The following is a 26,102-nucleotide window of genomic DNA, read 5'->3' as shown; positions in this document are numbered from 1 at the left end:
ATTATTGAAGAGAGTGGATGATACGAACTATCATCCAGATGGGACTTGTGTGCCTATGAATGTTTATATACAGAAAATAATATTATGAGAAATTTTTAACATGTTTAATATGAAAAATGCAATTAGAGAACGAAAGAGTAAGGTTCTCGGGCTATTCCTGTGCTTTTTACTTCTCGGAATAGACTACTCTTTCGCAAGTTACAACAATTATTCTCAATTTAAGACTCTTTCGGTCAGCATGAGTAACTCGACGTTGAGAGAAGTGCTTAAAACAATAGAGAAAAGTAGTCAATTTGTTTTCTTCTATTTAGATGACGCTGTCAACTTAGAACGTAAGGTATCTATCGACAGTAAGAATAAAAATATAGAAGAAATCCTTTCTGAACTTTTCGAAGGTACTTCGTGTACTTATCGGATCTCTGACAGGCAAATATTTATTTCCGGAAAAGACCCTGCTTCAACCGAACAGCAACAGAATAAGCGGAAAATATCCGGACGTGTCACTGATATAAAAGGAGAGCCGCTTATTGGGGTGAACGTCACTGTGGATGGAGATGCAAACGGTTCGATTACAAATATGGATGGTTTGTATGAGATATTCGTAACCAAGAAGAGCGTAGTGCTTAAGTTTACCTATATCGGGTTTAAAACTTCTGAAATACGAACCAATGCCTCGACCAACATTTATGATGTCACCTTGGAAGAACAGGTCAACGAATTGGAAGAGACTGTTATTGTGGGTTATGGTACCCAGCGTAAAATAAGTAATATCGGTGCACAGTCTTCCATGAAGATGGAAGATATTAAGACGCCTTCTGCCAGTTTGACAACTACATTGGCGGGACGTCTGGCGGGTGTTGTGGCTGTACAACGTACAGGAGAACCGGGAAAAGATGCTGCTGATATCTGGATTCGTGGTATTTCCACTCCCAACACTTCTTCTCCGCTGGTATTGGTGGATGGAGTGGAACGTTCGTTCAATGACATCGATCCGGAAGATATTGAATCGTTGACAACGCTGAAAGATGCATCAGCAACAGCTGTGTATGGTGTACGTGGTGCCAATGGCGTAATTTTGATTAAAACCAAACCGGGAAAGGTAGGAAAACCGACAGTGAGCGCGGATTATTATGAATCGTTTACCCGTTTTACGAAGATGGTCGATTTGGCAGACGGTATCACTTATATGAATGCAGCCAACGAGGCAATGCGTAATGACGGTATTGCTACGAAATATACAGAAGATCAAATACGTAACACGATTGCCGGCAAGGATCCTTATCTATACCCGAATGTGGATTGGTTGAAAGAAATCTTTAATGATTGGGGACATAATCGTCGTGTGAATGTAAATGTACGCGGTGGTAGCGAGAAAGTCGCTTATTATGCATCAGTCAGCTATTTTAATGAGACAGGTATGACGGTGACTGATAAGAATATCAACACCTATGACTCCAAAATGAAATATAGCCGTTATAACTTTACTACCAATTTGAATATCGACGTAACTCCTACTACTAAGGTCGAGATCGGTGCGCAAGGTTATCTGGGAGAAGGAAACTATCCGGCCATCTCTTCTGCCGATTTGTATAATGCGGCAATGTCTATCTCACCGGTTGAATATCCGAAGATGTTCTTTGTTAACGGAGAAGCCTTTGTGCCGGGAACTTCAACCAATAACAACTTTAATAACCCTTATTCACAGGCTACACGTCGTGGTTATGACAACCTGACGAAAAATCAGATTTACTCTAATTTGCGCGTCACACAGGATTTGGATATGCTCACGAAAGGACTGAAACTGACTGCTATGTATGCATTCGACGTATACAATGAGATACATGTACATCAGGACCGTGCAGAGTCTACCTACAACTTCCTGGACACTAGTGTTCCTTACGATATGAATGGACAACCTATTCTGCAACGTATTTATGAAGGAAGTAACGTGTTAAGCTATACACAGGAAACGAGTGGCAACAAAAAGACTTATTTGGAGGCTTCCTTGAATTATGACCGGACATTCAACGACGATCATCGTGTTAGTGCGTTATTCCTGTTCAATCAGCAATCCAAACTATTATATCCGAAAGGGACATTGGAAGATGCGATTCCGTATCGTATGATGGGTATTGCCGGTCGTGCCACTTATTCATGGAAAGACCGTTACTTCGCAGAGTTCAACATCGGTTATAACGGTGCCGAGAATTTTTCGCCCAAACATCGTTTCGGAACTTTCCCTGCATTTGGTGTAGGATGGGTTGTTTCAAATGAGAAATTCTGGCAACCTCTGTCGAAGGCAGTTTCTTTCTTGAAGATACGTTATACGGATGGTAAAGTGGGTAATAGCGAAGTTTCCGACCGTCGTTTCATGTATCTGGATCAGATGAAAGAGAATGGAGACTATGGCTATAAATTCGGACCGAATGGAACTAAGTGGGCCGGTTATGAAACAGTGAATATGGCTGTTGACCTGATCTGGGAAGAATCTCGCAAACAAGACTTGGGTATTGACCTTAAGCTATTTAATGACGACCTGTCTATTGTGTTCGACTTGTTTAAGGAACGTCGTGAAAACATTCTGTTGAAGCGTGAACATTCTATGCCTTCATTCTTGGGGTACAACACATCTGCTCCTTACGGAAACATCGGTATCATAGAAAATAAGGGATTTGACGGAACAATCGAATATAACAAGCGTATCAATAAAGACTGGGTAATTGCGCTTCGGGGTAATGTCACCTTTAATAAGGATAAATGGATTCAGGGAGAATTGCCGGAACAGAAATACGAATGGATGAACCAATATGGACGTAACATCAATGGAGCGAAAGGGTATGTTGCCGAGGGACTGTTCACTCAGGCTGAAATAGATGATATGGCACGTTGGGAATCTTTGTCGGCTGCCAATAAAGCCATTACTCCCAAACCGTTTGCTTCACAGTTTGGAACAGTGAAAGCCGGAGATATCAAATACAAGGACTTGAACAATGACGGTCAGATTGATGCGTACGACCAGACTTACATTTCTCGTGGAGATGTGCCGACAACTGTCTATGGTTTCGGATTTACAGTAGGCTGGAAAGACTTGTCTGTGGGCATGATGTTTCAGGGCGTAGCGGGAGCCGAACGTGTATTGAACGGTAGCAGTATTAATCCGTTTAATGGCGGTGGTGGTAGCGGTAACCTCTACTCTAACATTGACGACCGTTGGACAGAGGAAAATCCGGATCAGAATGCCTTTTATCCGCGTTTGTCTTATGGAAGCGAAACAACCAGTAGCATTAATAACTTCCAGAAAAGTACCTGGTGGGTGCGTAACATGAACTTCCTGCGTCTGAAGACATTGCAGCTCTCTTATAATCTGCCGAAACCCTGGGTGAATAAAGTTCATCTGAAGAATGCGGCTGTATATGTAATGGGAACTAACCTGTTCACTTTGAGTCGCTTCAAATTGTGGGATCCGGAGTTGAATACCGATAATGGTGCTTCTTATCCGAATACGACTTCTTATTCAGTTGGTATTAATTTCACATTCTAAACAAAAAGATAATGAAAAAATATAATTATATAATCGTAAGTTTGCTGGCGTGTCTCTTGACGACATCTTGTAATGACTATTTTGACCAGGTGCCTGATGACCGTTTATCACTCAAGGAGATTTTCACAACCAGAGATGGAGCCTTGCGGTATCTTTCGAATGTATACACATTCTTACCGGATGAATTTAACCAACGTCAGGTGCATGAAACAAGTCTGTACCGTACTCCCGGTCCTTGGACGGGCGCTAGCGATGAGGCGGAGTGGACAAATGACAAAAAGGAAAAACTGATAAATAACAACTCTATCGATGCGACGGAAGGAACAATGGTATTATATCGCTGGAAGAGTTGGTTTTCAGGTATTCATGAAGCGGCAGTATTTACAGAAAATGTAGATCAGGCACCGCTGACTGTTACAGAAAGAAATCAATGGAAAGCGGAGGCAAGAGCTTTGCGGGCGATCTATTATTTTTATTTAGTACGTACTTATGGTCCGGTTCCTTTGCTTGAAAAGGATTTTCCGATGGATACTCCGAGTGATGAGTTGCAACTCTCGCGCAATACGGTAGATGAGTGTTTTGATTTTATCGTATCAGAACTGAAAGGTGCACAAAACGATGGTTTATTGGACGATGCTTCTACCGACAAAGTGTCCGGATATGGCCGTATTGACAAGGCGATTGCACAGGCGTTTATCATTGAAGCATTGACTTATCGTGCCAGCTGGTTGTTTAACGGAGAGTGCACTTACTATTCAGGCTTGGCTAATACGGACGGAACAAAGCTGTTCCCTAACAAACCGGATGAAGCTACCAAACGTGCCAATTGGCAGAAAGTGATTGATGAATGTAACACTTTCTTCTCTAATTACGGAAGTCGTTATCATTTGATGTATACCAATAAGGACGGTGTTGCTGTTTCCGGTCCGGACTCGGAAGGATTCAGTCCGACGGAATCTTATCGCCGTGCAGTAAGAACCTTGTTTTCTGAAATGGGTAACAATAAAGAAATGATTTTCTACCGTTTGGATAATGCTGCCGGAACCATGCAGTACGACCGTATGCCGAATAGATCCGGTAATACGACCAACTATAGGGGTGGTAGCTTGTTGGGAGCAACCCAAGAAATGGTAGATGCCTATTTCATGTCAAACGGAGAATCCCCTATTTCCGGTTATAGTGCTGACGGTGTCACTCCGATTATCAACGAAAAATCCGATTATGTAGAAGAAGGAGTCTCTACAGCAGAATACAAAGGAATAGACGGTACTTTATATGCACCGGTAGGAACCAGAATGATGTATGTTAATCGTGAACCTCGTTTCTATGCAGACATAACCTTTAGTAATTCAAAATGGTTTGAAGGAACAGAAGGCGGTTATATAGTAGATTTCACTTATAGCGGAAGCTGTGGTAAGGAACAAGGTAGCAATGACTATACGAGTACAGGTTATTTAGTACGTAAATGTATGGATTCCGGTGACCGTAACCAGAATCTGGTTTGTGTGCTCTTGCGTCTGACTAATATTTATTTTGACTATATCGAAGCGCTTGCTCATGTCAGCCCGACTCATGAAGACATCTGGACGTATATGAACATGATCCGTAAGCGTGCGGGCATTCCGGGCTACGGTGAAACAGTCAATCTGCCTAAACCGACTACAACGGAAGAAGTCATGGAGCTGATTCGTAAGGAGAAACGCATTGAGTTGAGTTTTGAAAACTGCCGTTATTTTGATGTACGTCGCTGGGGATTGGTAAATGAGTATTTCAACAAGGCAATTCACGGTATGAATGTCAATTATGACGGAAATGAATTCTTCAAGCGTACGGAGATTGTGAAGCGTATTTTTGACCGTCAGTACTTCTTCCCCATACCACAGGGCGAAATTGATATTGATAAAAACTTGGTTCAGAATACAGGATTCTAAATACTGATTATAAAATAGAAATGATGATGAAACAATATATTTTCTCTGCAGTTTGTCTCATGTCCGGTGTCCTTTGTATGTCCTCTTGCAATGAGGATAAACAGGCAAAGCCATATACCCCGGATTACGAGATTGTACCGGAGTATACTAATGCGGATACCTGGACTGCCTATGAAGCATTTAATGATAACTTACTGGATCCCGATAAGAACATTTATAAAACAAGTACCGCTTATACTGCTGCTACCGACCGTAATAACGGAGCTGCCGCTATCTGGTGCCAGCCGATCTATTGGGATATGGCCATGAACGCATATAAACGTGCAAAAGCGGAAGGGGATACGGAAAGAGAAAACAAATACAAGCAGTTGTGTGATGATTTATTTGCCGGAAATAAAGCACATTATGTAAACTTTGATTTCGACAATAATAATGAGAATACCGGCTGGTTTATCTATGATGATATACAGTGGTGGACCATTACTTTGGCACGTGCTTACGAATTATTTAAAGTGGAAGAGTATCGCAGTCTGGCAGAAGCAAGTTTTGCACGTGTATGGTACGGTTCTCCCCGCGTAGGTGATACGGGTTCTTATGCAGATCCTGAAAAGAATTTGGGTGGAGGTATGTTCTGGCAATGGCAGCCTATCGGCAATCCGAATGAAAATGCCGCCGGTGATGGTAAGATGGCTTGTATCAATTTTCCGACAGTGGTAGCTGCATTGACCCTTTACAACAACGTTCCTGCCGATCGTGTGGCTGATCCGAATCCGGAAAATTGGAGTAATAAGTACGGTGATTTTACCCGTCCGCATTATGAAACGAAGGAAGCTTATCTGGCAAAAGGAAAAGAAATCTATGAATGGGCTGTGAAGAATCTGGTAGACAGCAATACCGGAGAGGTTGCCGACAGCAAGCATGGTGAAGGCAATCCGGCATGGTCGGACCATGTATACAATCAGGCCACTTTTATCGGAGCTTCGTTATTGCTTTATAAAGCTACCGGTGAGAAAACATATTTGGACAATGCAATTTTGGGAGCTGACTATACAATGAATACCATGTCCGAAACGTACGATTTACTGCCGTTCGAGAGTGGCGTGGAACAGGGTATTTATACCGCTATCTTTGCGGAATACATGGCCATGCTGGTGAATGATTGTGGCCAGACCCAGTACGTACCGTTCTTGAAACGTAACATTAATTACGGCTGGGCTAATCGCGACCGGACACGTAATTTGTGTGGTGGCGAATATTATAAGGCACAGATAGAAGGTGCTACTATTGACAGCTATAGTGCATCCGGAATACCGGCATTGATGTTGTTGTTTCCGGCAGATAAATAATTGTAACCCATAAAAAAGAAGAATAATGAATACGAAATATTCAAATTGGAAAATGTGGTATTATGTGTTATGCATGGTACTGACACTTCAATTGGCAGCTTGTTCTGAAGAAACGCATGACGAGTATACTGCGGCTCCTGAAATAGAAGATACCTATATCGACCAACTGGATGCATTGATTGCTGAAATGACCGATTTGCAGCAAAATTCAGACTACGGAGATAAGAAAGGACAGTACCCCACCGAAAGCCGGGCAATTCTGACAGATGCGATAGATGATGCCAATCGTGCGGTACTTTTAATCAAATATCAGCAACCCTCTCCGTCGGAAAGTGAGAAACAACGCTATGTGGCAGAAGCCAAGGCGTCTATGGAACAGTTCAAGAGTACGATCCGTACAGAAGACGCTGAAACAACACCGGCTGAACTGTTTGTGGACGGACGTGGTGATGGTGGTTCTTATATCGATTTCGGACGTAGCGAAGAATATGTCAATTTCGGAACCGAAGGAAACCAAGCCTTTACTGTTGAGTTTTGGGTGAAAGTAACCAAAGGTGGTGGAAAAGACCAGAATGTGTTCCTGTCAACTTATATGGGCGGTGACGGATGGCGTAATGGCTGGATGATGTACTGGCGTAATGCGGACGGTGGTATTTATCGTGCAACTTGGGGCGAAACAGGAGGAAATATCTGTGAACCGTCACTAAAGGCACCGGAAGATGGAGAATGGCAACATTTCTTGTTTGTGTACAGTGATAAAGGCTTGCCGGGCAGTCCGGAGCTTCGTGCGAAATTGTATGTGAACGGAGAAGTGAAAACAACCGAGGGAAGCGTGGGTAACAGGTTCTATAATTCGAGCAACTATGCCAACTATAATGCACCGATGACCGCTTTCGGACGTTATATGCGTACCAGTGATAATCTGTTTGAAGAAGGCTTTGCCGGTTATATGAAGAAAATCCGTATCTGGAAAAGCGCAAAGGATAACGAATATGTTCAGAATTCTTATAATGGAACGGCTGAAGTGACGGGTAAAGAAGCAGACTTGGCGGCAGCATGGGATTTCATGACCAAACCTTCCGGTTCGGGTAATGAAGTAATAGACCTGACAGGCCGTCATACTGCTAAGATTATCGGTACTTACGAGTGGCAACGTATTGTTGAATAATAATGTAAAAACGATGAAAAACATGAAATGTTTAACTAATAAATGGAGAGAGGGAGCAATGCTCCTCTCTTTCCTCCTGATTTCTTGTCTGGCAGGGATATTTACCGCTTGTGACGATATTGAAGACGAGTACATAACAGATACACAATTAAGTATCTTACAGGAAAGCCGTACGTCATTGAACTATTTATTGAAAAATTCAACCTACGGAACTGCTCCCGGAACATATCCTGAAACCGGAAAGGATATATTAAATGCTGCTATTACCGAGTTGGATGCACTGATAACACGGGTAGAAGCTGGCGAAGAACTGGATGAAACAACTTTGGAAGCTGCTGTAGCAAAGGTAAATCAAGCGATTGACGAGTTTAAAAAATCAAAATATTATAATCTGTCTCCGGAAGCACAGCAATATATCAATAATTTACTGGCTAAGGCGGATGAAATACTTGCAATCGTTAATGATGAAACGAAGTGGGGAAATCATCAGGGACAATATCCGGTAGAAAATAAGTCGGTTTTGGAGAGTGCAGCTAAAGACTTGGAAAGTCTGGCTGAAAGAATCAAATCCGGTTCCATCACAGATATGACGCAGGAGATTTATGATGAGGCTGTTGCTGCTGCCGATAAGAAAGTAGAAGAAGTAGAAGATTCTGCATGGCCGGATAACAGTCAGATTACCTGGAATCTGTTTGTAGATGGAAATGCCGGTTCCTATATAGACTTTGGTTATAGCGAGGATTATGTGAAGTTTGGAGAGGATGACAATCAGGCATTTACGATTGAACTTTGGGTGAATATCAAAGAATATTGCAATAAACAGGGAGAAGACAACTGTACTTTCCTTTCTACCATGACAAACGATCCTTATTGGAGCGGATGGCGTGCCCAGGATCGTACGAAAGGATTATTGAGAACAATGGTTGCTCACTGGGAAAATGAGAATCATACAGCGGCAGGTATATGGGAACCGGGGTGGAAGAACTCAGATAACTGGACTAAAGATCGTTGGACACATTATGCCTATTTATTTAGTGATAAAGGTTTGCCGGGATTTGATACACCAACTGATATTAAGAGCTATGCTATGGTTAATGGTGTAAGGCGAGATGGAACAGTAGTTCGTATTGGTGAATCTTATAAGACTTATGTAAATAACAACTCTATTTCCAATCAGATTCACATGACCGGATTCTGTATGATGGACAATAATGGAAACCGTAACGAATGGTTCTCCGGTTACATAAAGAAGATCCGTATCTGGAAAACAAACCGGACAGAAAATCAGGTATATGCTTCTTATATGGGGAATGAAGAAGGTGTAAGTGCCGATAATCCGAATTTGGTAGAAGCCTGGGATTTTGAAGTGAAAGGTGATCAGCCTACTCAAAGTGCTACCAGGACAATAACAGGTTTGAAAGGTCATACAGCAACATTAGTTGGTGATAACTGGCAATGGATTGAATCCACAGACATTACAGATAACAAATAATTGTTTACCGGAATGAGTTTTCAATAGGTAGATTAAATATTCCCCTTATCTCTGTCATAAGGACAGAGTAAGGGGAAATTATTCTCCAATAACCCTTTATTAATCCTTTATTTTTATTGTAGAAAAGTGTTTTGGTCTGTATTTGTTCTTTATTGAATAAATATTATCGTTTTTTTTCAGCTATTTCTGCAATCTTTGTAACAGGAAAAATACTATAAACTTATAAACTATCATGAAAAGCAAAATTCTTTTGGCTCTGACACTACTATTGGGAGTATCAACTACCACATGGGCAGTCGGTAATTTAGGAAAAGCAAACCAGAAGAAGCATGCGTATACGAACGAAGATGTATGGGCAGCTTATGAAGGATTTAATAATACACTACTAGACTCCAATAAATATATTTACAAGACAAATTCGTCCTATCCGAGTGCTGTTGACCGTGGCAATGGAGCAGCGGCTATCTGGTGTCAGCCTATTTATTGGGATATGGCAATGAATGCCTATAAACTGGCAAAGGCACAGAAAGACAGAAAGAAGACAAGTTATTATAAAACACTCTGCGAGAAAATATTTGCAGGGAACAAAGCGCAATATTGTCAGTTTGATTTTGATGATAACAACGAAAATACCGGCTGGTTCATCTACGATGACATCATGTGGTGGACTATCAGCCTGGCACGCGGCTACGAGCTTTTTGGAGTGGATGAATATCTGAAACTTTCGGAAGCCAGTTTCAAACGGGTATGGTATGGCTCGGAAAAGGTAGGTGATACAGGCTCGTATGACAAAGAAAACGGAGGTATGTTCTGGCAATGGCAACCCATTCAAAATCCGAAACCGAATAAATTCAGTGATGGAAAGATGGCCTGTATCAACTTTCCGACAGTTGTTGCAGCATTAACCCTCTACAATAACGTGCCTGAAAATAGAAAAGAATCGACCGACAAACGGCCGGATTATCAGACGAAAGCTCAATATCTTGCCAAAGGTAAAGAAATCTATGAATGGGGAGTGGAAAATCTCTTGGATAAAGCAACAGGAAAGATTGCCGATAGCCGTCATGGAAATGGCAATCCTGCCTGGAAAGCACATGTCTATAATCAGGCAACCTTTATCGGAGCTTCCATACTGCTTTATAAGGCGACCGGAGAGAAACGTTATCTGGACAATGCTATTCTGGCAGCAGACTATACAGTGAAAGATATGTCTGCAGAACATAAAGTGCTACCTTTCGAAGGTGGTATTGAACAGGGTATCTATACTGCCATCTTTGCGGAATATATGGCATGGTTGGTGTATGATTGCGGACAAACCCAATATCTCCCGTTCCTGAAACGTACCATCAAAACAGGTTGGGCAAACAGAGATAAGACACGGAACGTATGTGGAGGCGAATACTATAAAAAGTTGCCGGAAGGTGCGGAAATCGACAGTTATTCTGCTTCCGGTATACCGGCATTGATGCTTTTGTTTCCGGCTAAGAAATAAATAGAAAACGACGGAATTTGCGTAAAATAGATTAAATAAACAGGTGATTTAAATTATGAAACAACAACTGATGATGCTGTTACTGGGAACAGCTTCTGTATTTTGTAGCTGTGAGACCCAGGTAGAACAGCACGAGAAGAATGAATTACGTGCTCCGGCATATCCGCTGGTGACAATTGATCCTTATACTAGTGCATGGTCTACTACGGACAATCTATACGACAGTCCTGTAAAACATTGGACAGGCAAGGATTTTTCTTTACTTGGTGTTGCAAAAGTAGACGGACAAACCTACCGTTTCATGGGAACGGAAGAACTGGAACTACGTCCTTTGGTAAAGACATCCGAACAAGGTAGCTGGACAGGAAAGTATACCACTCAACAGCCTGCTGACGGATGGCAGAATGCCGGATTCAATGATAAAGCATGGAAAGAAGGCGAAGCTGCCTTCGGAACGATGGAAAATGAGCATACAGCCAAAACCCAATGGGGAGAAGAATTTATCTGGGTACGCCGGGTAGCTGATATTCAGGAAGACTTGACAGGAAAGAATGTATATCTTGAATTCTCTCACGACGATGATGCTATTATTTATATCAACGGCATCAAAGTGGTAGATACAGGTAATGCTTGTAAAAAGAACGAACGGGTGAAACTGTCGGAAGAAGTAGTAGCTTCTTTGAAACCGGGTGAGAATCTGATTGCAGGCTATTGTCATAACCGGGTAGGAAACGGACTGCTGGATTTCGGATTATTGGTAGAATTGGACGGTTATCGTTCTTTCCATCAAACAGCACAACAAACTTCTGTAGACGTACAACCTATGCAGACTTATTATACATTTACTTGCGGTCCGGTAGATTTGAAACTGACATTTACCGCTCCTATGTTCATGGATAATCTGGACTTGTTGTCACGTCCGGTCAACTATATTTCTTATGAAGTAGCCTCCAATGACGGAAAGAAACATCAGGTTGAGCTGTATTTCGAAGCATCTCCGCAATGGGCAATCGACCAACCTCACCAGGAATCTGTTGCCGACAGCTTTACTGACGGCGATTTGTTATTCCTTCGTACCGGAAGCCGCAATCAGGATATTCTGAAGAAAAAGGGTGATGATGTTCGTATCGACTGGGGACATTTCTATCTGGCAGCTGAAAAGGAAAACAGCACATCTGCAATCGGTGACGGCAGAGAGCTGCGCAAGAACTTCGTAGCCAATAAACTGGAAGCTCCTACCACAAACGGTTATGATAAACTGGCTTTGGTACGTTCATTGGGCGAAACACAAAAAGCTGATGGCCATCTGTTGATCGGGTATGATGATATTTATTCTATCCAATACTTTGGTGATAACCTGCGTCCTTACTGGAACCGTGAGGGTAATGAAACGATTGTTTCCCAATTCCAGAAAGCAGAGAAAGAATACAAGACACAAATGAAGAATAGCGCTGCTTTCGACAAGAAACTGATGGAAGAAGCTACTGCTGCCGGTGGACGTAAATATGCCGAACTTTGTGCATTGGCTTATCGTCAGGCATTGGCTGCACATAAACTGGTACAGGCTCCGAACGGCGACTTGGTATTCCTTTCTAAGGAGAACTTCAGTAATGGTTCCATCGGAACAGTCGACCTGACTTATCCGGGAGCTCCGTTGCTTTTATACTACAATCCGGAATTGGTGAAAGCTACCATGAACCATATCTTCTATTATAGTGAAAGCGGAAAATGGACGAAACCATTTGCTGCGCATGATGTCGGTACTTATCCATTGGCTAACGGCCAGACTTATGGCGGTGATATGCCGGTAGAAGAATCGGGTAATATGGTAGTGTTGGCTGCTGCCATTGCAAAAGTAGAAGGTAATGCAGATTACGCACAGAAACATTGGGAAACCCTGACTACGTGGACAGACTATCTGGTAGAGAACGGACTTGATCCGGCCAACCAACTTTGTACCGATGACTTTGCAGGTCACTTTGCACACAATGCCAACCTTTCTATCAAAGCAATCATGGGTGTTGCTTCATACGGTTATCTGGCAGATATGCTGGGCAAAAAAAGACGTGGCTGAAAAGTACACACAGAAAGCGAAAGAAATGGCTGCCGAATGGGTGAAAATGGCTGATGATGGTGACCACTATCGTCTCACATTTGACAAACCGGGAACATGGAGCCAGAAGTATAACCTGGTGTGGGATAAACTGTTGAATCTGCAAATCTTCCCTAAAAATGTTGCAGAAACGGAAATAGCTTACTATCTTTCGAAGCAAAATAAATATGGTCTTCCGTTGGATAACCGTGAAACATACACAAAGACCGACTGGATCATGTGGACAGCTACATTGGCAAATGACAAAGCTACCTTTGAGAAATTTATCGAACCCGTATATCTGTTTATGAACGTTACACCTAACCGTGTTCCGATGTCCGACTGGGTATTTACAGACGAACCGAATCAAAGAGGCTTCCAGGCACGTTCCGTTGTAGGTGGATATTATATCAAAATGCTTGAAGGAAAACTGATTAAATAAAACAAAAATACCATGAAGAAACTAGCTCTATTCGCTTTTACGTTACTTAGTGCATGGGCTATGACTGCAAAAACAATTACCGGACCGGTGGACTATGTTAGTCCGCTGGTTGGTACGCAGTCAAAGCACGCATTATCTACCGGAAATACTTACCCTGCCATTGCGCTGCCCTGGGGAATGAACTTTTGGGTTCCGCAGACTGGTAAAATGGGTGATGGATGGGCCTATACGTATGACGCTGACAAGATCAGAGGATTCAAACAAACCCATCAGCCAAGTCCCTGGATCAATGATTACGGTCAATTTGCCATCATGCCGGTAACCGGTAAGGCAGTATTTAATCAGGATGAGCGTGCCAGTTGGTTCTCTCATAAAGCTGAAACGGCTACTCCTTATTATTATAAAGTATATCTTGCCGATCATGATGTAGTGACCGAAATTGCTCCGACAGAGAGAGCAGCTGCTTTCCGTTTCACTTTCCCCGAAAACGACCACTCTTATGTAGTGGTAGACGCTTTTGATAAAGGCTCGTTTGTGAAAGTAATCCCTTCGGAGAACAAGATTATCGGTTATACCACTAAAAACAGCGGTGGTGTTCCTGTCAACTTTAAAAACTACTTTGTACTAGTATTCGACAAACCGTTTACTTATACGGCTGCCGTAGCCAGTGGTGTGATTGACACCAACAAACTGGAAGCGACAGACAATCATGCCGGTGCACTGATCGGTTTCAAAACCCGCAAGGGCGAACAGGTAAATGTGCGTGTAGCTTCCTCTTTTATCAGCCCTGAACAGGCGGAACTGAACCTGAAAGAGCTGGGTACGGACAACATTGAACAGATTGCTGCGAAAGGCCGCAAGGTATGGAACGATGTTTTAGGACGTATTGAAGTGAAAGATGATGATATCGATCATTTGCGTACCTTCTACTCTTGTCTGTATCGTTCAGTATTATTTCCCAGAAGTTTCTACGAGATAGATGCTAAAGGAGACGTGATGCACTACAGCCCTTATAACGGTGAAGTGCTTCCGGGATATATGTTTACCGATACCGGTTTCTGGGATACGTTCCGTTGTCTGTTCCCATTCCTTAACCTGATGTATCCATCCATGAATACAAAGATGCAGGAAGGATTGGTGAACACTTATAAAGAAAGCGGATTCCTGCCGGAATGGGCAAGTCCGGGACACAGAGGTTGCATGGTTGGAAACAACTCCGCTTCCGTCGTTGCCGATGCTTACCTGAAAGGATTGAAAGGATACGATATTGAGACATTGTGGGAAGCCGTGAAACACGGAGCGAATGCAGTACATCCGAATGTTCGTTCTACCGGACGATTAGGACATGAGTATTACAATAAGTTGGGATATGTACCTTATAATGTAGGTATTAACGAGAATGCAGCCCGTACACTGGAATATGCATACGATGACTGGTGTATCTATCAATTGGGTAAAGCCTTGAAGAAACCGAAAAAAGAGATTGAAATCTTTGCAAAGCGTGCAATGAATTATAAGAATCTCTACGATCCCGAACACAAACTGATGCGTGGTAAGAATGAAGACGGTACGTTCCAGTCTCCGTTCAATCCGTTGAAGTGGGGGGATGCCTTTACGGAAGGTAATAGCTGGCATTATACCTGGTCGGTATTCCACGATCCTCAAGGTCTGATCGATTTGATGGGCGGTAAAGACGGATTCAACCAGATGATGGATTCTGTATTTATCCTGCCTCCGATTTTCGATGAAAGTTATTATAGAGCCGTTATTCATGAAATCCGTGAAATGCAGATTATGAACATGGGCAACTATGCACATGGCAACCAGCCGATTCAGCACATGCTCTATATGTACAACTATTCCGGACAACCCTGGAAAGCGCAACATTGGATTCGTGAAGTGATGGACAAACTTTATACTCCTGCTCCCGACGGTTATTGCGGTGATGAGGACAACGGCCAGACTTCTGCCTGGTATGTATTCTCGGCAATGGGATTCTATCCGGTATGTCCGGGTACGGATGAATATGTTTTGGGTACTCCCTACTTCAAGGAGATGAAGCTGCATCTGGAAAACGGAAAGACGGTGACTATCTCTGCTCCGAATAACGGAGACGATAAACGTTACATTTCGTCGATGAAATTGAACGGTAAAGAATATACCAAAAACTATCTGACTCATCAGGATTTGTTGAATGGCGCTAGCATTTCTTTCAAGATGGACGCGAAACCCAATCAGCAACGTGGTACCAAAGAGGCCGATTTTCCTTATTCTTTCTCTAACGAATTTAAAAAGAAGAAGTAATCATGAAGAAACAGATCAAATATATCAGCGCAGGTATGCTGGCAGGTATGCTTCTCTGTGGCGGGGAGCTGCAAGCCTCCAACCGTATGACAGAAATGCATGTATGTCTGGCGGATGCTATTCAGAAAGATAACCGTCCGGAAATATCCAATCGTCTGTTCCGTTCCAATGCGGTAGAGAAGGAGATTCTCCGTGTACAGAAACTTTTGAAGAATGCGAAGTTGGCATGGATGTTTACCAACTGTTTCCCGAATACACTGGATACAACCGTACATTTCCGTAAAGGAAACGATGGCAAACCGGATACGTTCGTATATACGGGAGATATTCACGCTATGTGGCTACGCGACTCCGGTGCACAGGTATGGCCTTACGTACAATTGGCTAATTCGGATCCTGAACTGAAAGAAATGCTGGCAGGTGTTATTCTCCGCCAGTTCAAATGTATCAATATCGATCCGTACGCAAACGCTTTTAATGACGGCGCTATTCCTGACGGTCATTGGATGAGTGACCTTACAGACATGAAGCCGGAATTGCACGAACGTAAATGGGAAATTGACTCCTTGTGTTATCCTTTGCGCTTGGCCTATCATTACTGGAAGACTACCGGAGATGCGAGCATATTCAACGAAGAATGGATTCAGGCAATCACTAATGTACTGAAAACATTCAAAGAGCAACAACGCAAAGACGGAGTAGGTCCTTATAAATTCCAACGTAAGACGGAACGTGCACTGGATACTGTGAGCAATGACGGTCTGGGTGCACCGGTGAAACCTGTCGGTTTGATTGTTTCCAGCTTCCGTCCTTCGGACGATGCTACTACGCTTCAATTCCTGGTTCCTTCCAATTTCTTTGCCGTATCTTCTTTGCGTAAGGCTGCCGAGATTTTGGAGAAGGTAAACAAGAAGACAGCTTTGTCTAAAGAATGTAAGGACTTGGCGCAGGAGGTGGAAACAGCTTTAAAGAAATATGCGGTGTATAATCATCCTAAATATGGTAAAATCTATGCATTCGAGGTAGATGGTTTTGGAAATCATCATCTGATGGATGATGCCAATGTGCCGAGTTTGCTTGCGATGCCTTATTTGGGTGATGTGAATGTAAACGATCCGATTTATCAGAATACCCGCCGTTTTGTGTGGAGTGAGGACAATCCTTATTTCTTTAAAGGCAAGGCAGGCGAAGGGATCGGCGGACCGCATATCGGTTACGATATGGTGTGGCCGATGAGTATTATGATGAAGGCTTTCACAAGTCAGAATGATGCCGAAATCAAGACTTGCATTAAGATGTTGATGGACACGGATGCTGACACCGGCTTTATGCACGAATCTTTCCATAAGGATAATCCGAAGAAATTTACCCGCGCATGGTTTGCCTGGCAGAATACTCTTTTCGGTGAGTTGATTTTGAAGTTGGTTAATGATGGAAAGGTAGATTTATTGAATAGTATACAGTAATATGCTGACATAGTAATTTGAACGCGGATAACGCGGGTGATGCGGCTCTTTTTCTGATGCAAAATTAGAAAAAACGCGTTATCCGCGTCGTCTGCATCTAAATATGAATAGCTGAAAACTAATATTTAAAAACCAATTGTATCATGAAAAAGTTATGTGTATGGGCAGTTGCCGCCCTTTTAATGGCAGCTTGTACTCCGAAAGCTGAAAAGGCTACAGATTCCGGTTTATTGCAGAGTAAATTCCAGACAGAAGTAGATGGAAAGAAGACTGATTTGTTCACTCTGCGTAACAAGAACAACATGGAAGTTTGTATCACGAACTTCGGTGGACGTATTGTTTCAGTGATGGTTCCCGATAAAGACGGACAGATGCGTGACGTTGTTCTCGGTTTCGATTCTATTCAGGACTATATCAGCAAGCCTTCGGATTTTGGTGCGACTATCGGACGTTATGCCAATCGTATCAATCAGGGACAGTTCACCTTGGATGGTGTGGAATATCAGCTTCCCCGCAATAACTACGGTCATTGTCTGCACGGCGGACCGCAAGGATTCCAATACCGGGTGTTTGATGCAGAATTGTTGAATCCGCAGGAATTGCAGTTGACTTACCGTGCAGAAGACGGTGAAGAAGGTTTTCCGGGAAACATCACTTGTAAGGTGGTGATGAAACTGACGGACGATAATGCCATCGATATTCAATACGAAGCGGAAACAGACAAACCGACGATTGTCAATATGACCAACCACTCTTATTTTAACCTTGAAGGTGATGCCGGCAATAATTCCGGTCATTTGTTGATGGTGGATGCGGACTATTATACTCCGGTGGACAGTACTTTCATGACAACTGGCGAGATTGTTCCGGTAGAAGGAACTCCGATGGATTTCCGTACCCCGACTCCGGTAGGCGAACGTATCAACGACTATGATTTCGTACAGCTGAAAAATGGCAATGGTTACGATCACAACTGGGTATTGAACACGAAAGGCGACGTAACCCGTAAATGCGCTTCTTTGAAATCACCGAAGACTGGTATCGTACTTGACGTTTATACTAACGAACCGGGTATTCAGGTATATGCAGGTAACTTCCTCGATGGTTCACTGACCGGAAAGAAAGGCATTACTTACAACCAACGCGCTTCCGTATGTCTCGAAACACAGAAATATCCGGATACTCCGAACAAACCGGAATGGCCGTCGGCTGTACTTCGTCCGGGCGAAAAGTATACAAGCCAATGTATCTTCAAATTCTCTGTAGACAAATAATGGATTTATGAATGAGCTCCCTGCTCTCGGTTGCGGGAGTAGCGGAGCTTGATAAGTCTGTTATCAGACTGCTTTTGGCGGAAGGTGAAAATAGAAATAAATTATGAAATATTGGAAAACATATTATATCACCTGTTTTATTTTTGTGCTGATTCCACTTACATTGTACGGGCAGGAGAATGTTGAACAGTTGCAGAAACTGGACAAGTTAATGTTTAGCGGAAGATATTTTGAATCAAAGGAATTGTACGAGAATCTATCAGAGACAACGACAATCCCTTCTGATTTAGAGTTATACTATAAATTTCGAATGGCGCAGTTTTTAAACAAGACAGACAGTGTCGCTTACTATTTAGAGCAGTTTATACCTCACCATTATGCAACTTTTGGGGAGAAAACACTTGTTTTTTATTCTAATTTGTTTGATGCGTATATAGAACTAGGGGATACGGATAAGGCATTGGATACTTATCTGCAGATGAAACGAATTTGGAATGAAAGTCTTACAAAGACAAATACAGGCGGAAAAGAATATGAGGAATGGCGAACTGCTACAGAGAATTTTTTATCCTATGCTGAAAATGCAGTGAATCTGCCTCCTATAAAAATGAAACGGAACGAAACGTCTTCTTTTGTTGATATAGAAGAAGGTGATAAGTCTGTTTTCCAGGCAAAATATAATGGAATATCACAGAACACTATCTTTGATACAGGGGTGGGACCCTACTGTATCCTAAGTAGAAAGTTGGCGGATGGGATGGGCTTTAAATATGACAGCATTGACGAGAATAAAGTAACAATCAATGAGAACTTGATTTCTGTCCGGAGTATCATTGATTCTATTGAAGTTGGAAATATAACTTTTTACAATATTCCAGCCTTCATTTACTCGGACACCGCGAGTGTTCCATTTGTATCCGGTTTATCAATTAAGAGAAGAAAGAAGAGGAAGAAGGCTCATACTGTTGTAGATTCGGTGCGTACATTGTTTACGGATTGTGTGTTTCTTGGACTGCCGGTAATGAAATTGATAGGGAAGATACAGACTGATTACGAACATAACAGAATGTGTTTCCCCGTCTCTGTGCCCAATGCTCACCTTCCTAAAGCCCCCAATGTTTATGCATACAAATACGATTTGTATATGCGTATAAAACTTAATGGAACTGATTTTACGGCTCATCTGGATACGGGTTCTGATGAATATATTACAGTAGATTCTGCATTTTACGAGAAACATCAGACAGAATTGCCGATTGGTTCTACCAGTAAAAAGAATACATTCGGGGTAGCTATGCTGCATCAGGCACGGGCGATCACATATAAAACGTTAAAAGATCCTGCAATAATATTTGATGATAAATTAATGCAGCCTCCTGGTCTGGAAGCTGTAAAGACATATCCTCTTGGCCAAATAGTTCCCGGTATATTTTTTGATGGAGTTATAGGCAATGGCTTTTATCGGAGAATAGGAAAGAAAGTGCTGCTGGACCTTGACAATATGCGTCTTGAAGCAGTGCAATGAGAGTTGAAATAATCTAAATGAGAATAGACGAAATGAAGAAAAATACAACTAAAGGACTTTTTGCATCGATAGTGCTTGGAGTGGCGGTTACAGCTTGTGCGCCTGCTTCTTCTAGTGGTACGGTGACGGTAGTGGACCGACCGGACATACAGTCCGTCAATACCAATTATATCGGGTATCGCGCTCCGCTTCGACCGTTGAATTTTATAAAGTTGCCGGTAGGTAGTATTCAGCCTGAAGGCTGGGTGAAGAAGTATCTGGAGTTGCAACGCGACGGTCTGACCGGACACTTGGGAGAAATCAGCGCTTGGCTGGAAAAGGATAATAATGCCTGGTTGACAACTGGTGGCGATCACGGCTGGGAGGAAGTCCCTTACTGGCTCAAAGGGTATAGCAATCTAGCATATATCCTGAATGACCCGAAGATGATTGAAGAAACCAAATATTGGATTGAAGGTGTATTTGCCAGTCGCCAGCCGGATGGCTATTTCGGTCCGGTCAATGAACGTAACGGCAAACGCGAACTTTGGGCACAGATGATTATGCTCTGGTGTCTGCAATCTTATTATGAGTATTCTCAAGATCAGCGTGTCATTGACCTGATGACGAATTACTTCAAGTGGCAGATGACTGTTCCCGATGACCAACTTCTGGAAGATTATTGGGAGAAAAGCCGTGGCGGTGATAACATCATCAGTATCTACTGGCTTTACAACCATACTGGGGATGCTTTCCTACTCGAATTAGCCGAGAAGATTCACCGTAACACAGCCGACTGGACGAAATCCACCTCCTTACCTAACTGGCACAATGTCAATATCGCCCAATGTTTCCGTGAACCTGCCACTTATTATATGCAGACCGGAGATTCAGCGATGCTGAAAGCCTCTTATAATGTCCATCATCTGATTCGGCGTACTTTTGGTCAGGTTCCCGGAGGTATGTTCGGTGCGGACGAAAATGCTCGTCTGGGATATATCGATCCCCGACAGGGAGTGGAAACCTGCGGTTTGGTAGAACAAATGGCTTCTGATGAAATCATGCTTTGCATGACAGGAGATCCCATGTGGGCTGAACACTGTGAAGAAGTAGCGTTCAACTCTTATCCGGCTGCCGTGATGCCGGATTTTAAAGCATTGCGTTATATCACTTGTCCGAACCATGCCATCAGTGATTCGAAGAATCATCATCCGGGCATTGACAATCGTGGCCCGTTCCTTTCGATGAATCCTTTCAGCAGTCGTTGCTGCCAACACAATCATGCACAGGGCTGGCCTTACTTCACCGAACATCTGGTACTGGCAACTCCCGACAACGGAGTGGCAACAGCTATTTATGCAGCTTGCAAAGCTACAGTGAAAGTGGGTGACGGCAAGGAAATCACTCTTCACGAAGAGACAAATTATCCTTTTGAAGAAGCTATTGCCTTTACTGTTTCTACCGGTGAAAAGGTCGCTTTTCCATTTTATCTTCGTATTCCTTCATGGACTCAAAAGGCGGAAGTACGGGTGAATGGCAAGAAGGTAAGTGCAGCTCCTGTAGCGGGAAAATATCTTTGCATCAATCGCGAGTGGGCGAATGGTGACCGTGTGGAATTGACTCTTCCGATGTCTTTGTCTATGCGTACCTGGCAGGTTAATAAAAACAGCGTAAGCGTAGATTACGGACCTTTGACTTTGTCTCTTAAGATTGCAGAGAAATATGTAGAGAAAGACAGTCGCGAGACTGCTATCGGTGATTCAAAATGGCAGAAAGGTGCTGATTCGAAAAAATGGCCTACTACTGAAATCTATCCGGATAGCCCCTGGAATTATTCGTTGGTATTGGATAAGAAAGAACCTTTGAAAAATTTCAAGGTCATCCGTAAATCCTGGCCGGCTGACAACTATCCTTTCACAGTAACCAGTGTACCTTTAGAAGTAAAAGCTATCGGTCGTCCGGTTCCTGAATGGAAGATAGACGAAACAGGACTGTGTGGCGTATTGCCGGAAGAAGATGCGGTGAAAGGTGATAAAGAAGAAATAACATTGATTCCTATGGGTGCGGCACGGTTGAGAATCTCTGCGTTCCCGAACACAAAAGAATAAATTAATAACTAGAAAACTTAGAATAAATGAAACGTATTGTTTTTTTAGATTACATCCGTGTGTTTGCATGCTTTCTCGTCATCCTTGTTCATGCCAGTGAGAATTTCTATGGTGCTCCCGGATCTACTGATATGGCAGGTCCGCAGTCTTTTCTAGCGAATGAAGCAGACCGGCTATGGGTATCAGTATACGATGGCTTTTCACGTATGGCAGTACCTCTGTTCATGATAGTCTCTGCCTTCCTGCTTGCACCGATGAAGGAAGAGCAGTCTATGTGGCAATTCTATCGCCAGCGTTGTCTTCGCATCCTTCCACCGTTTTTCATATTCATGCTACTGTACAGCACTCTACCTATGTTGTGGGGACAGATAGACGGAGAAACATCTATGAAGGACTTGTCGCGGATATTCCTGAATTTCCCGACGCTAGCCGGACACTTGTGGTTTATGTATCCTCTGATAAGCCTTTATTTGTTTATCCCAATTATATCCCCATGGTTGAGAAAAGCCACGGCTAAAGAAGAGCGTTTCTTTATAGGGCTGTTCGTGTTGTCAACCTGTATGCCTTATCTCAATCGTTGGTGCGGTGAAGTGTGGGGACAATGTTTCTGGAATGAATACCACATGTTGTGGTACTTCTCCGGTTATCTGGGCTATCTTGTTCTGGCGCATTACATTCGTGTACACCTTACCTGGAACCGTTCCAAACGTTTCATTATAGGAACTATTTTAATGGTGATCGGTGCTGTATGGACTATTTATTCATTCTATGTGCAGGCTATACCCGGCGAACTCCATTCCACACCTGTAATAGAAATAGGATGGGCTTTCTGTACGATTAACTGTGTGCTTCTCACAACGGGTACATTCCTTATGTTTACATGTATCAAACGTCCGCAAGCTCCCAAGTTGGTGACGGAAACATCGAAACTTAGCTATGGCATGTATCTTATGCACATATTCTGGCTCGGACTGTGGGTGACTGTGTTCAAAGATACATTGGCGCTTCCCACTGTTGTCGCTATACCATGTATCGCAGTGGTTACGTTTATCTGTTGTTTTGTAACAACTAAGATCATTTCGTTTATACCGGGCAGTAAATGGATAGTAGGATAAATATCCGGAAACAAAGTAGCATATACTACTGACTTCAAGCAGATGATCCTAGGCTATAAACAGTAAGATTTTGAATAGATAACCAAGTTATTCCTGATTTTCTATTCAAAATCTTACTGTTTATAGCTTATTTTCCTCTTAATATCCTCTTTCTCTTTTCACCTCTTTCACTCCTTTGTAAACACTTCTTTACCAGTTTTTTACGGGTGAACCCTCCCTCTGTTTGGAGCTTTATGCCGCTTTCATCGGTTTCACCAAATATACATTCCCATATTTGGTATGTTTGCGGGTGACCCCTGCCGCAAGCAAAACTTGCGCGAACGTAGCCGGATTACTTCCACGCATGGCAGCGGGGTTATACATCTTCAGTCTCCTGAATATGTCCGAAGCCGAGAGCCGTTCGCTTCCCTCTTCATTATCTTTAGCAATCCGGAAGCAGGCATGAAAGACTTCCTCTGCCGGACACGGATGATAAAAAGCAGCATTGTGGCGTTGCAGTTCCCGTTCCTCTTCTTTTGTGAACCAATAGCGGATGCCGGAGAGTAGTTCAGCTTTCAGTTGGGCATAGATCTGATCGTGCATGATACCTTCGCAATCGATCAGATGTTCTGCTTCAATGCAGATGAATCGCCGGCTACCGGTGGGATCGGTGAGCAAGTCAAAACGGTTGCTTGTACCGATGAAAGAAGCGATGCGCGGCAAGTTGCGGAAATTCTTTTGATAAGCTTTGCAGATATTCAGGTTTGCCATTTGCATCAGATTCTTCAATAATGGCATTTGCTGCGTTCCGTATTTGTCAAATTCATCCATGTTCAGAAGTCCCATTTCGGCAAGTAACCTTTCGGGTTTTCCTTGTGCAGACAGTTTCAGGTTGTCCATGTAATAACGTGACAGTGCCGGCGGCATCAGTGCCTTGCAAAATGTGGATTTTTGTCGTCCCTGCTCGCTGCTGACAAGTATGGGGGCTACGCTGTTGGCATGTATTCCCGTCATGCCTAACCATTGGGCGGTGAGTCCCAGCATCCAGGTATGGAAGCTTTTTATCCAGAGCTGATTGTCAGAGACACGCTGCGCCAAAGCTTCCAGTCTGTCTGTCCCATCCCAGCCGGGCAGTTCCTCCATGTAAAGCCGGAAAGGATGGTATTCAGGAATACAAGTGGAATAAATGTAACGGCTCAAGTCTTTATCCCAGCAGGATATGCCCTGGTCGTGTGCTTCCATGCAGAAAGTGTTCAGTTCCCGCTTACTTACAGGTTCGAAAGGAACGGCACGCTTGTTGGCAGGACGATATTCCGTTTCTTCCGTCAATAGGTTGTAACGAAAATCATACTGTTTTTGCAGGAATGTACGTACCTCTTGGGTTAATCGGACCGGTTGTTTTCGTTCTGTCTCTTTCTCTTTTCCAGTAGGCGGTACAGTGTCCGGCAGGGGAATGGTATATTTATCTTCATGACATTTTAGCGTTTTCTGTAGCTCTTTTTCTGTTTTCTCAACTGCATCTTCTTTGTTTTCCTTCATTTGAAACAATTTTAGTTCCTTCAATACCTGTCTCCATATCAATGTTATTGCATTCATTATTTTTTCTATTTTTAAGTGATTAAAATCGGTTTATTGTTCAGCGCTGATACTGCGAATGTACTATAGGATGATATCGGTTTGCAAGTATTTCTCCGGAAAAAATATAAATTTCTACTTGACTGAAGAAGGCGGCTTCTTATCGTCCTTTTCTCTATTTTTTATCGTATCTTTGACGAAGAGTTATTGTTGATTCACTTTCGTGGTCCAATTAAATGACAAGAGTGATTTAATTGGATAACGAGTGTGATTTAAATGAACCACGGTAGTGGTTTGATAATAAACTTAAAGTTTTTACATGAAATATATTCACTATCAAAACGTTAACGACTAATGGCTATACTTTACGATTGGTATGAGAATCCCGGTGAGTCCGATGATTCGGAAGAGAAAGGTTTGCATCCCCGCATTTTTTTGAATGGTAAGGTGGGAACGGATAAACTGTGCCGGATGATTCACGGACGCAGTTCGCTTTCTGTAGGTGATGTAAAAAATGCGTTCGAGATGCTTGCCCAAATTTGTGGTGAAGAACTACGTGAAGGACGCGAGGTACATATCGAGGGGCTAGGCTATTTTGCCCCTATTTTGAGGAGCACGCAAAAGGTGACCCGCAGTACTAAAAACAAATGGTCGAAGATGGAACTGAAAACAATCGGTTTCCGTCCGGATGCCCGCCTGCGGGGTGAATTAGTAGGTGTCAAAGCCAGCCGGAGTAAGTATGCGCGCCATTCGGAATCTTTGTCGGCAGTGGAGATAGATATGCGGCTGAAGGAATATTTCGCCGATCATGACGTAATGCTTCGTTATGATTTTCAGGAAGTATGCTGCATGACACGGACTACGGCGAATCGTCATCTCCGGCGATTGCTGGAAGAAGGTAAATTGCGAAATATCGGCAAACGAATGCAGCCGATTTATGTGGCTGCAGCGGGTTATTACGGGGTGTCTCGTGATGTGCTCCGGCGGTAAATGGAAACTTTGAGTAAGCGTCGATTTGAAGTGTGTCGGTGAAAGTGGTGAAAGCGTGATAGAATGGCTTTTGCATGGTCGCTTTCACCCGCTTTCCTGCTCTGGACGGAGGTTTCGGGAAGAAGGTGAAAGTGGTAGGCTGTAGGTATTTCGTATGATAATATAGGGCCTTTTTGTCTTTCAGTAGAAATATAGAGGCAGATTAATGATGTAAATATACTTTTTAATTATATTTCCTCTATGAAAAGCAAGACCGCGACTATCTTTGTGAGTGGAAACGAGT

14 protein-coding genes and 1 pseudogene are annotated in these 26,102 nt (G+C 42.9%); 14 read left to right on the top strand and 1 reads right to left on the bottom strand.

What is annotated here, in order from left to right; all coding sequences use genetic code 11:
- Positions 1-109: 109 nt before the first annotated feature.
- The 13 genes and pseudogenes from KTR06_RS14495 (at position 110) to KTR06_RS14435 (ending at position 23,275) form a co-directional block, all read left to right on the top strand.
- The gene (locus KTR06_RS14495; RefSeq protein WP_217290462.1) at positions 110-3,541 is read left to right on the top strand and encodes a TonB-dependent receptor; all 3,432 of its coding nucleotides are present in this window, start codon (positions 110-112) and stop codon (positions 3,539-3,541) included.
- An 11-nt stretch (positions 3,542-3,552) separates the two neighbouring features.
- On the top strand, positions 3,553-5,472 hold the full coding sequence (locus tag KTR06_RS14490; protein ID WP_004322390.1) for a RagB/SusD family nutrient uptake outer membrane protein: 1,920 nt from the start codon (positions 3,553-3,555) through the stop codon (positions 5,470-5,472).
- A 23-nt stretch (positions 5,473-5,495) separates the two neighbouring features.
- A complete protein-coding gene (locus tag KTR06_RS14485) occupies positions 5,496-6,818 on the top strand; it encodes a glycoside hydrolase family 76 protein (protein WP_117512506.1) in 1,323 nt (440 codons plus the stop codon).
- A 25-nt stretch (positions 6,819-6,843) separates the two neighbouring features.
- Positions 6,844-7,986, top strand: a complete 1,143-nt coding sequence (locus KTR06_RS14480; protein WP_052587962.1) for a DUF4972 domain-containing protein — start codon at positions 6,844-6,846, stop codon at positions 7,984-7,986.
- 22 nt (positions 7,987-8,008) lie between these two features.
- Complete coding sequence (locus KTR06_RS14475) at positions 8,009-9,478, top strand: DUF4972 domain-containing protein (RefSeq protein WP_120068905.1); 1,470 nt, start codon at positions 8,009-8,011, stop codon at positions 9,476-9,478.
- Between the two features lie 232 nt (positions 9,479-9,710).
- Positions 9,711-10,970, top strand: a complete 1,260-nt coding sequence (locus KTR06_RS14470; RefSeq protein WP_120068890.1) for a glycoside hydrolase family 76 protein — start codon at positions 9,711-9,713, stop codon at positions 10,968-10,970.
- Between the two features lie 55 nt (positions 10,971-11,025).
- Positions 11,026-13,504 (top strand): annotated as a pseudogene (locus KTR06_RS14465) (glutaminase domain-containing protein).
- Positions 13,505-13,516: 12 nt separating this feature from the next.
- Positions 13,517-15,808 (top strand): GH92 family glycosyl hydrolase, encoded by a 2,292-nt coding sequence (locus tag KTR06_RS14460; RefSeq protein WP_217290461.1) that lies wholly within the window; start codon positions 13,517-13,519, stop codon positions 15,806-15,808.
- A 47-nt stretch (positions 15,809-15,855) separates the two neighbouring features.
- Positions 15,856-17,274: a glycoside hydrolase family 125 protein gene (locus tag KTR06_RS14455; protein WP_254306429.1), complete on the top strand. Its 1,419-nt coding sequence runs from the start codon at positions 15,856-15,858 to the stop codon at positions 17,272-17,274.
- Positions 17,275-17,417: 143 nt separating this feature from the next.
- Positions 17,418-18,548 carry an aldose epimerase family protein gene (locus KTR06_RS14450; protein ID WP_004299540.1) on the top strand — a complete coding sequence of 377 codons (1,131 nt, stop codon included), beginning with the start codon at positions 17,418-17,420 and terminating at the stop codon, positions 18,546-18,548.
- A 103-nt stretch (positions 18,549-18,651) separates the two neighbouring features.
- A complete protein-coding gene (locus tag KTR06_RS14445) occupies positions 18,652-20,073 on the top strand; it encodes a retropepsin-like aspartic protease (protein WP_217290459.1) in 1,422 nt (473 codons plus the stop codon).
- A 32-nt stretch (positions 20,074-20,105) separates the two neighbouring features.
- Complete coding sequence (locus tag KTR06_RS14440) at positions 20,106-22,160, top strand: beta-L-arabinofuranosidase domain-containing protein (RefSeq protein WP_217290479.1); 2,055 nt, start codon at positions 20,106-20,108, stop codon at positions 22,158-22,160.
- Positions 22,161-22,186: 26 nt separating this feature from the next.
- The gene (locus KTR06_RS14435; protein WP_120070410.1) at positions 22,187-23,275 is read left to right on the top strand and encodes an acyltransferase; all 1,089 of its coding nucleotides are present in this window, start codon (positions 22,187-22,189) and stop codon (positions 23,273-23,275) included.
- Between the two features lie 231 nt (positions 23,276-23,506).
- Here the strand turns inward: KTR06_RS14435 and KTR06_RS14430 are convergent, their stop codons facing one another.
- Positions 23,507-24,850, bottom strand: a complete 1,344-nt coding sequence (locus KTR06_RS14430) for a VapE domain-containing protein (RefSeq protein ID WP_087322825.1) — start codon at positions 24,848-24,850, stop codon at positions 23,507-23,509.
- Between the two features lie 333 nt (positions 24,851-25,183).
- Between KTR06_RS14430 and KTR06_RS14425 the strand changes: the two genes are divergently transcribed.
- Positions 25,184-25,819, top strand: a complete 636-nt coding sequence (locus KTR06_RS14425) for an HU family DNA-binding protein (RefSeq protein WP_087323738.1) — start codon at positions 25,184-25,186, stop codon at positions 25,817-25,819.
- The last annotated feature ends 283 nt before the right edge of the window (positions 25,820-26,102 follow it).

Origin of the sequence: Bacteroides sp. MSK.20.12 (assembly GCF_019052435.1) — a bacterium.
Classification (GTDB): Bacteria; Bacteroidota; Bacteroidia; order Bacteroidales; family Bacteroidaceae; genus Bacteroides; species Bacteroides xylanisolvens.
Note: the sequence above shows the minus strand (reverse complement) of the source record. Positions and strands in the feature narration are given on the sequence as shown.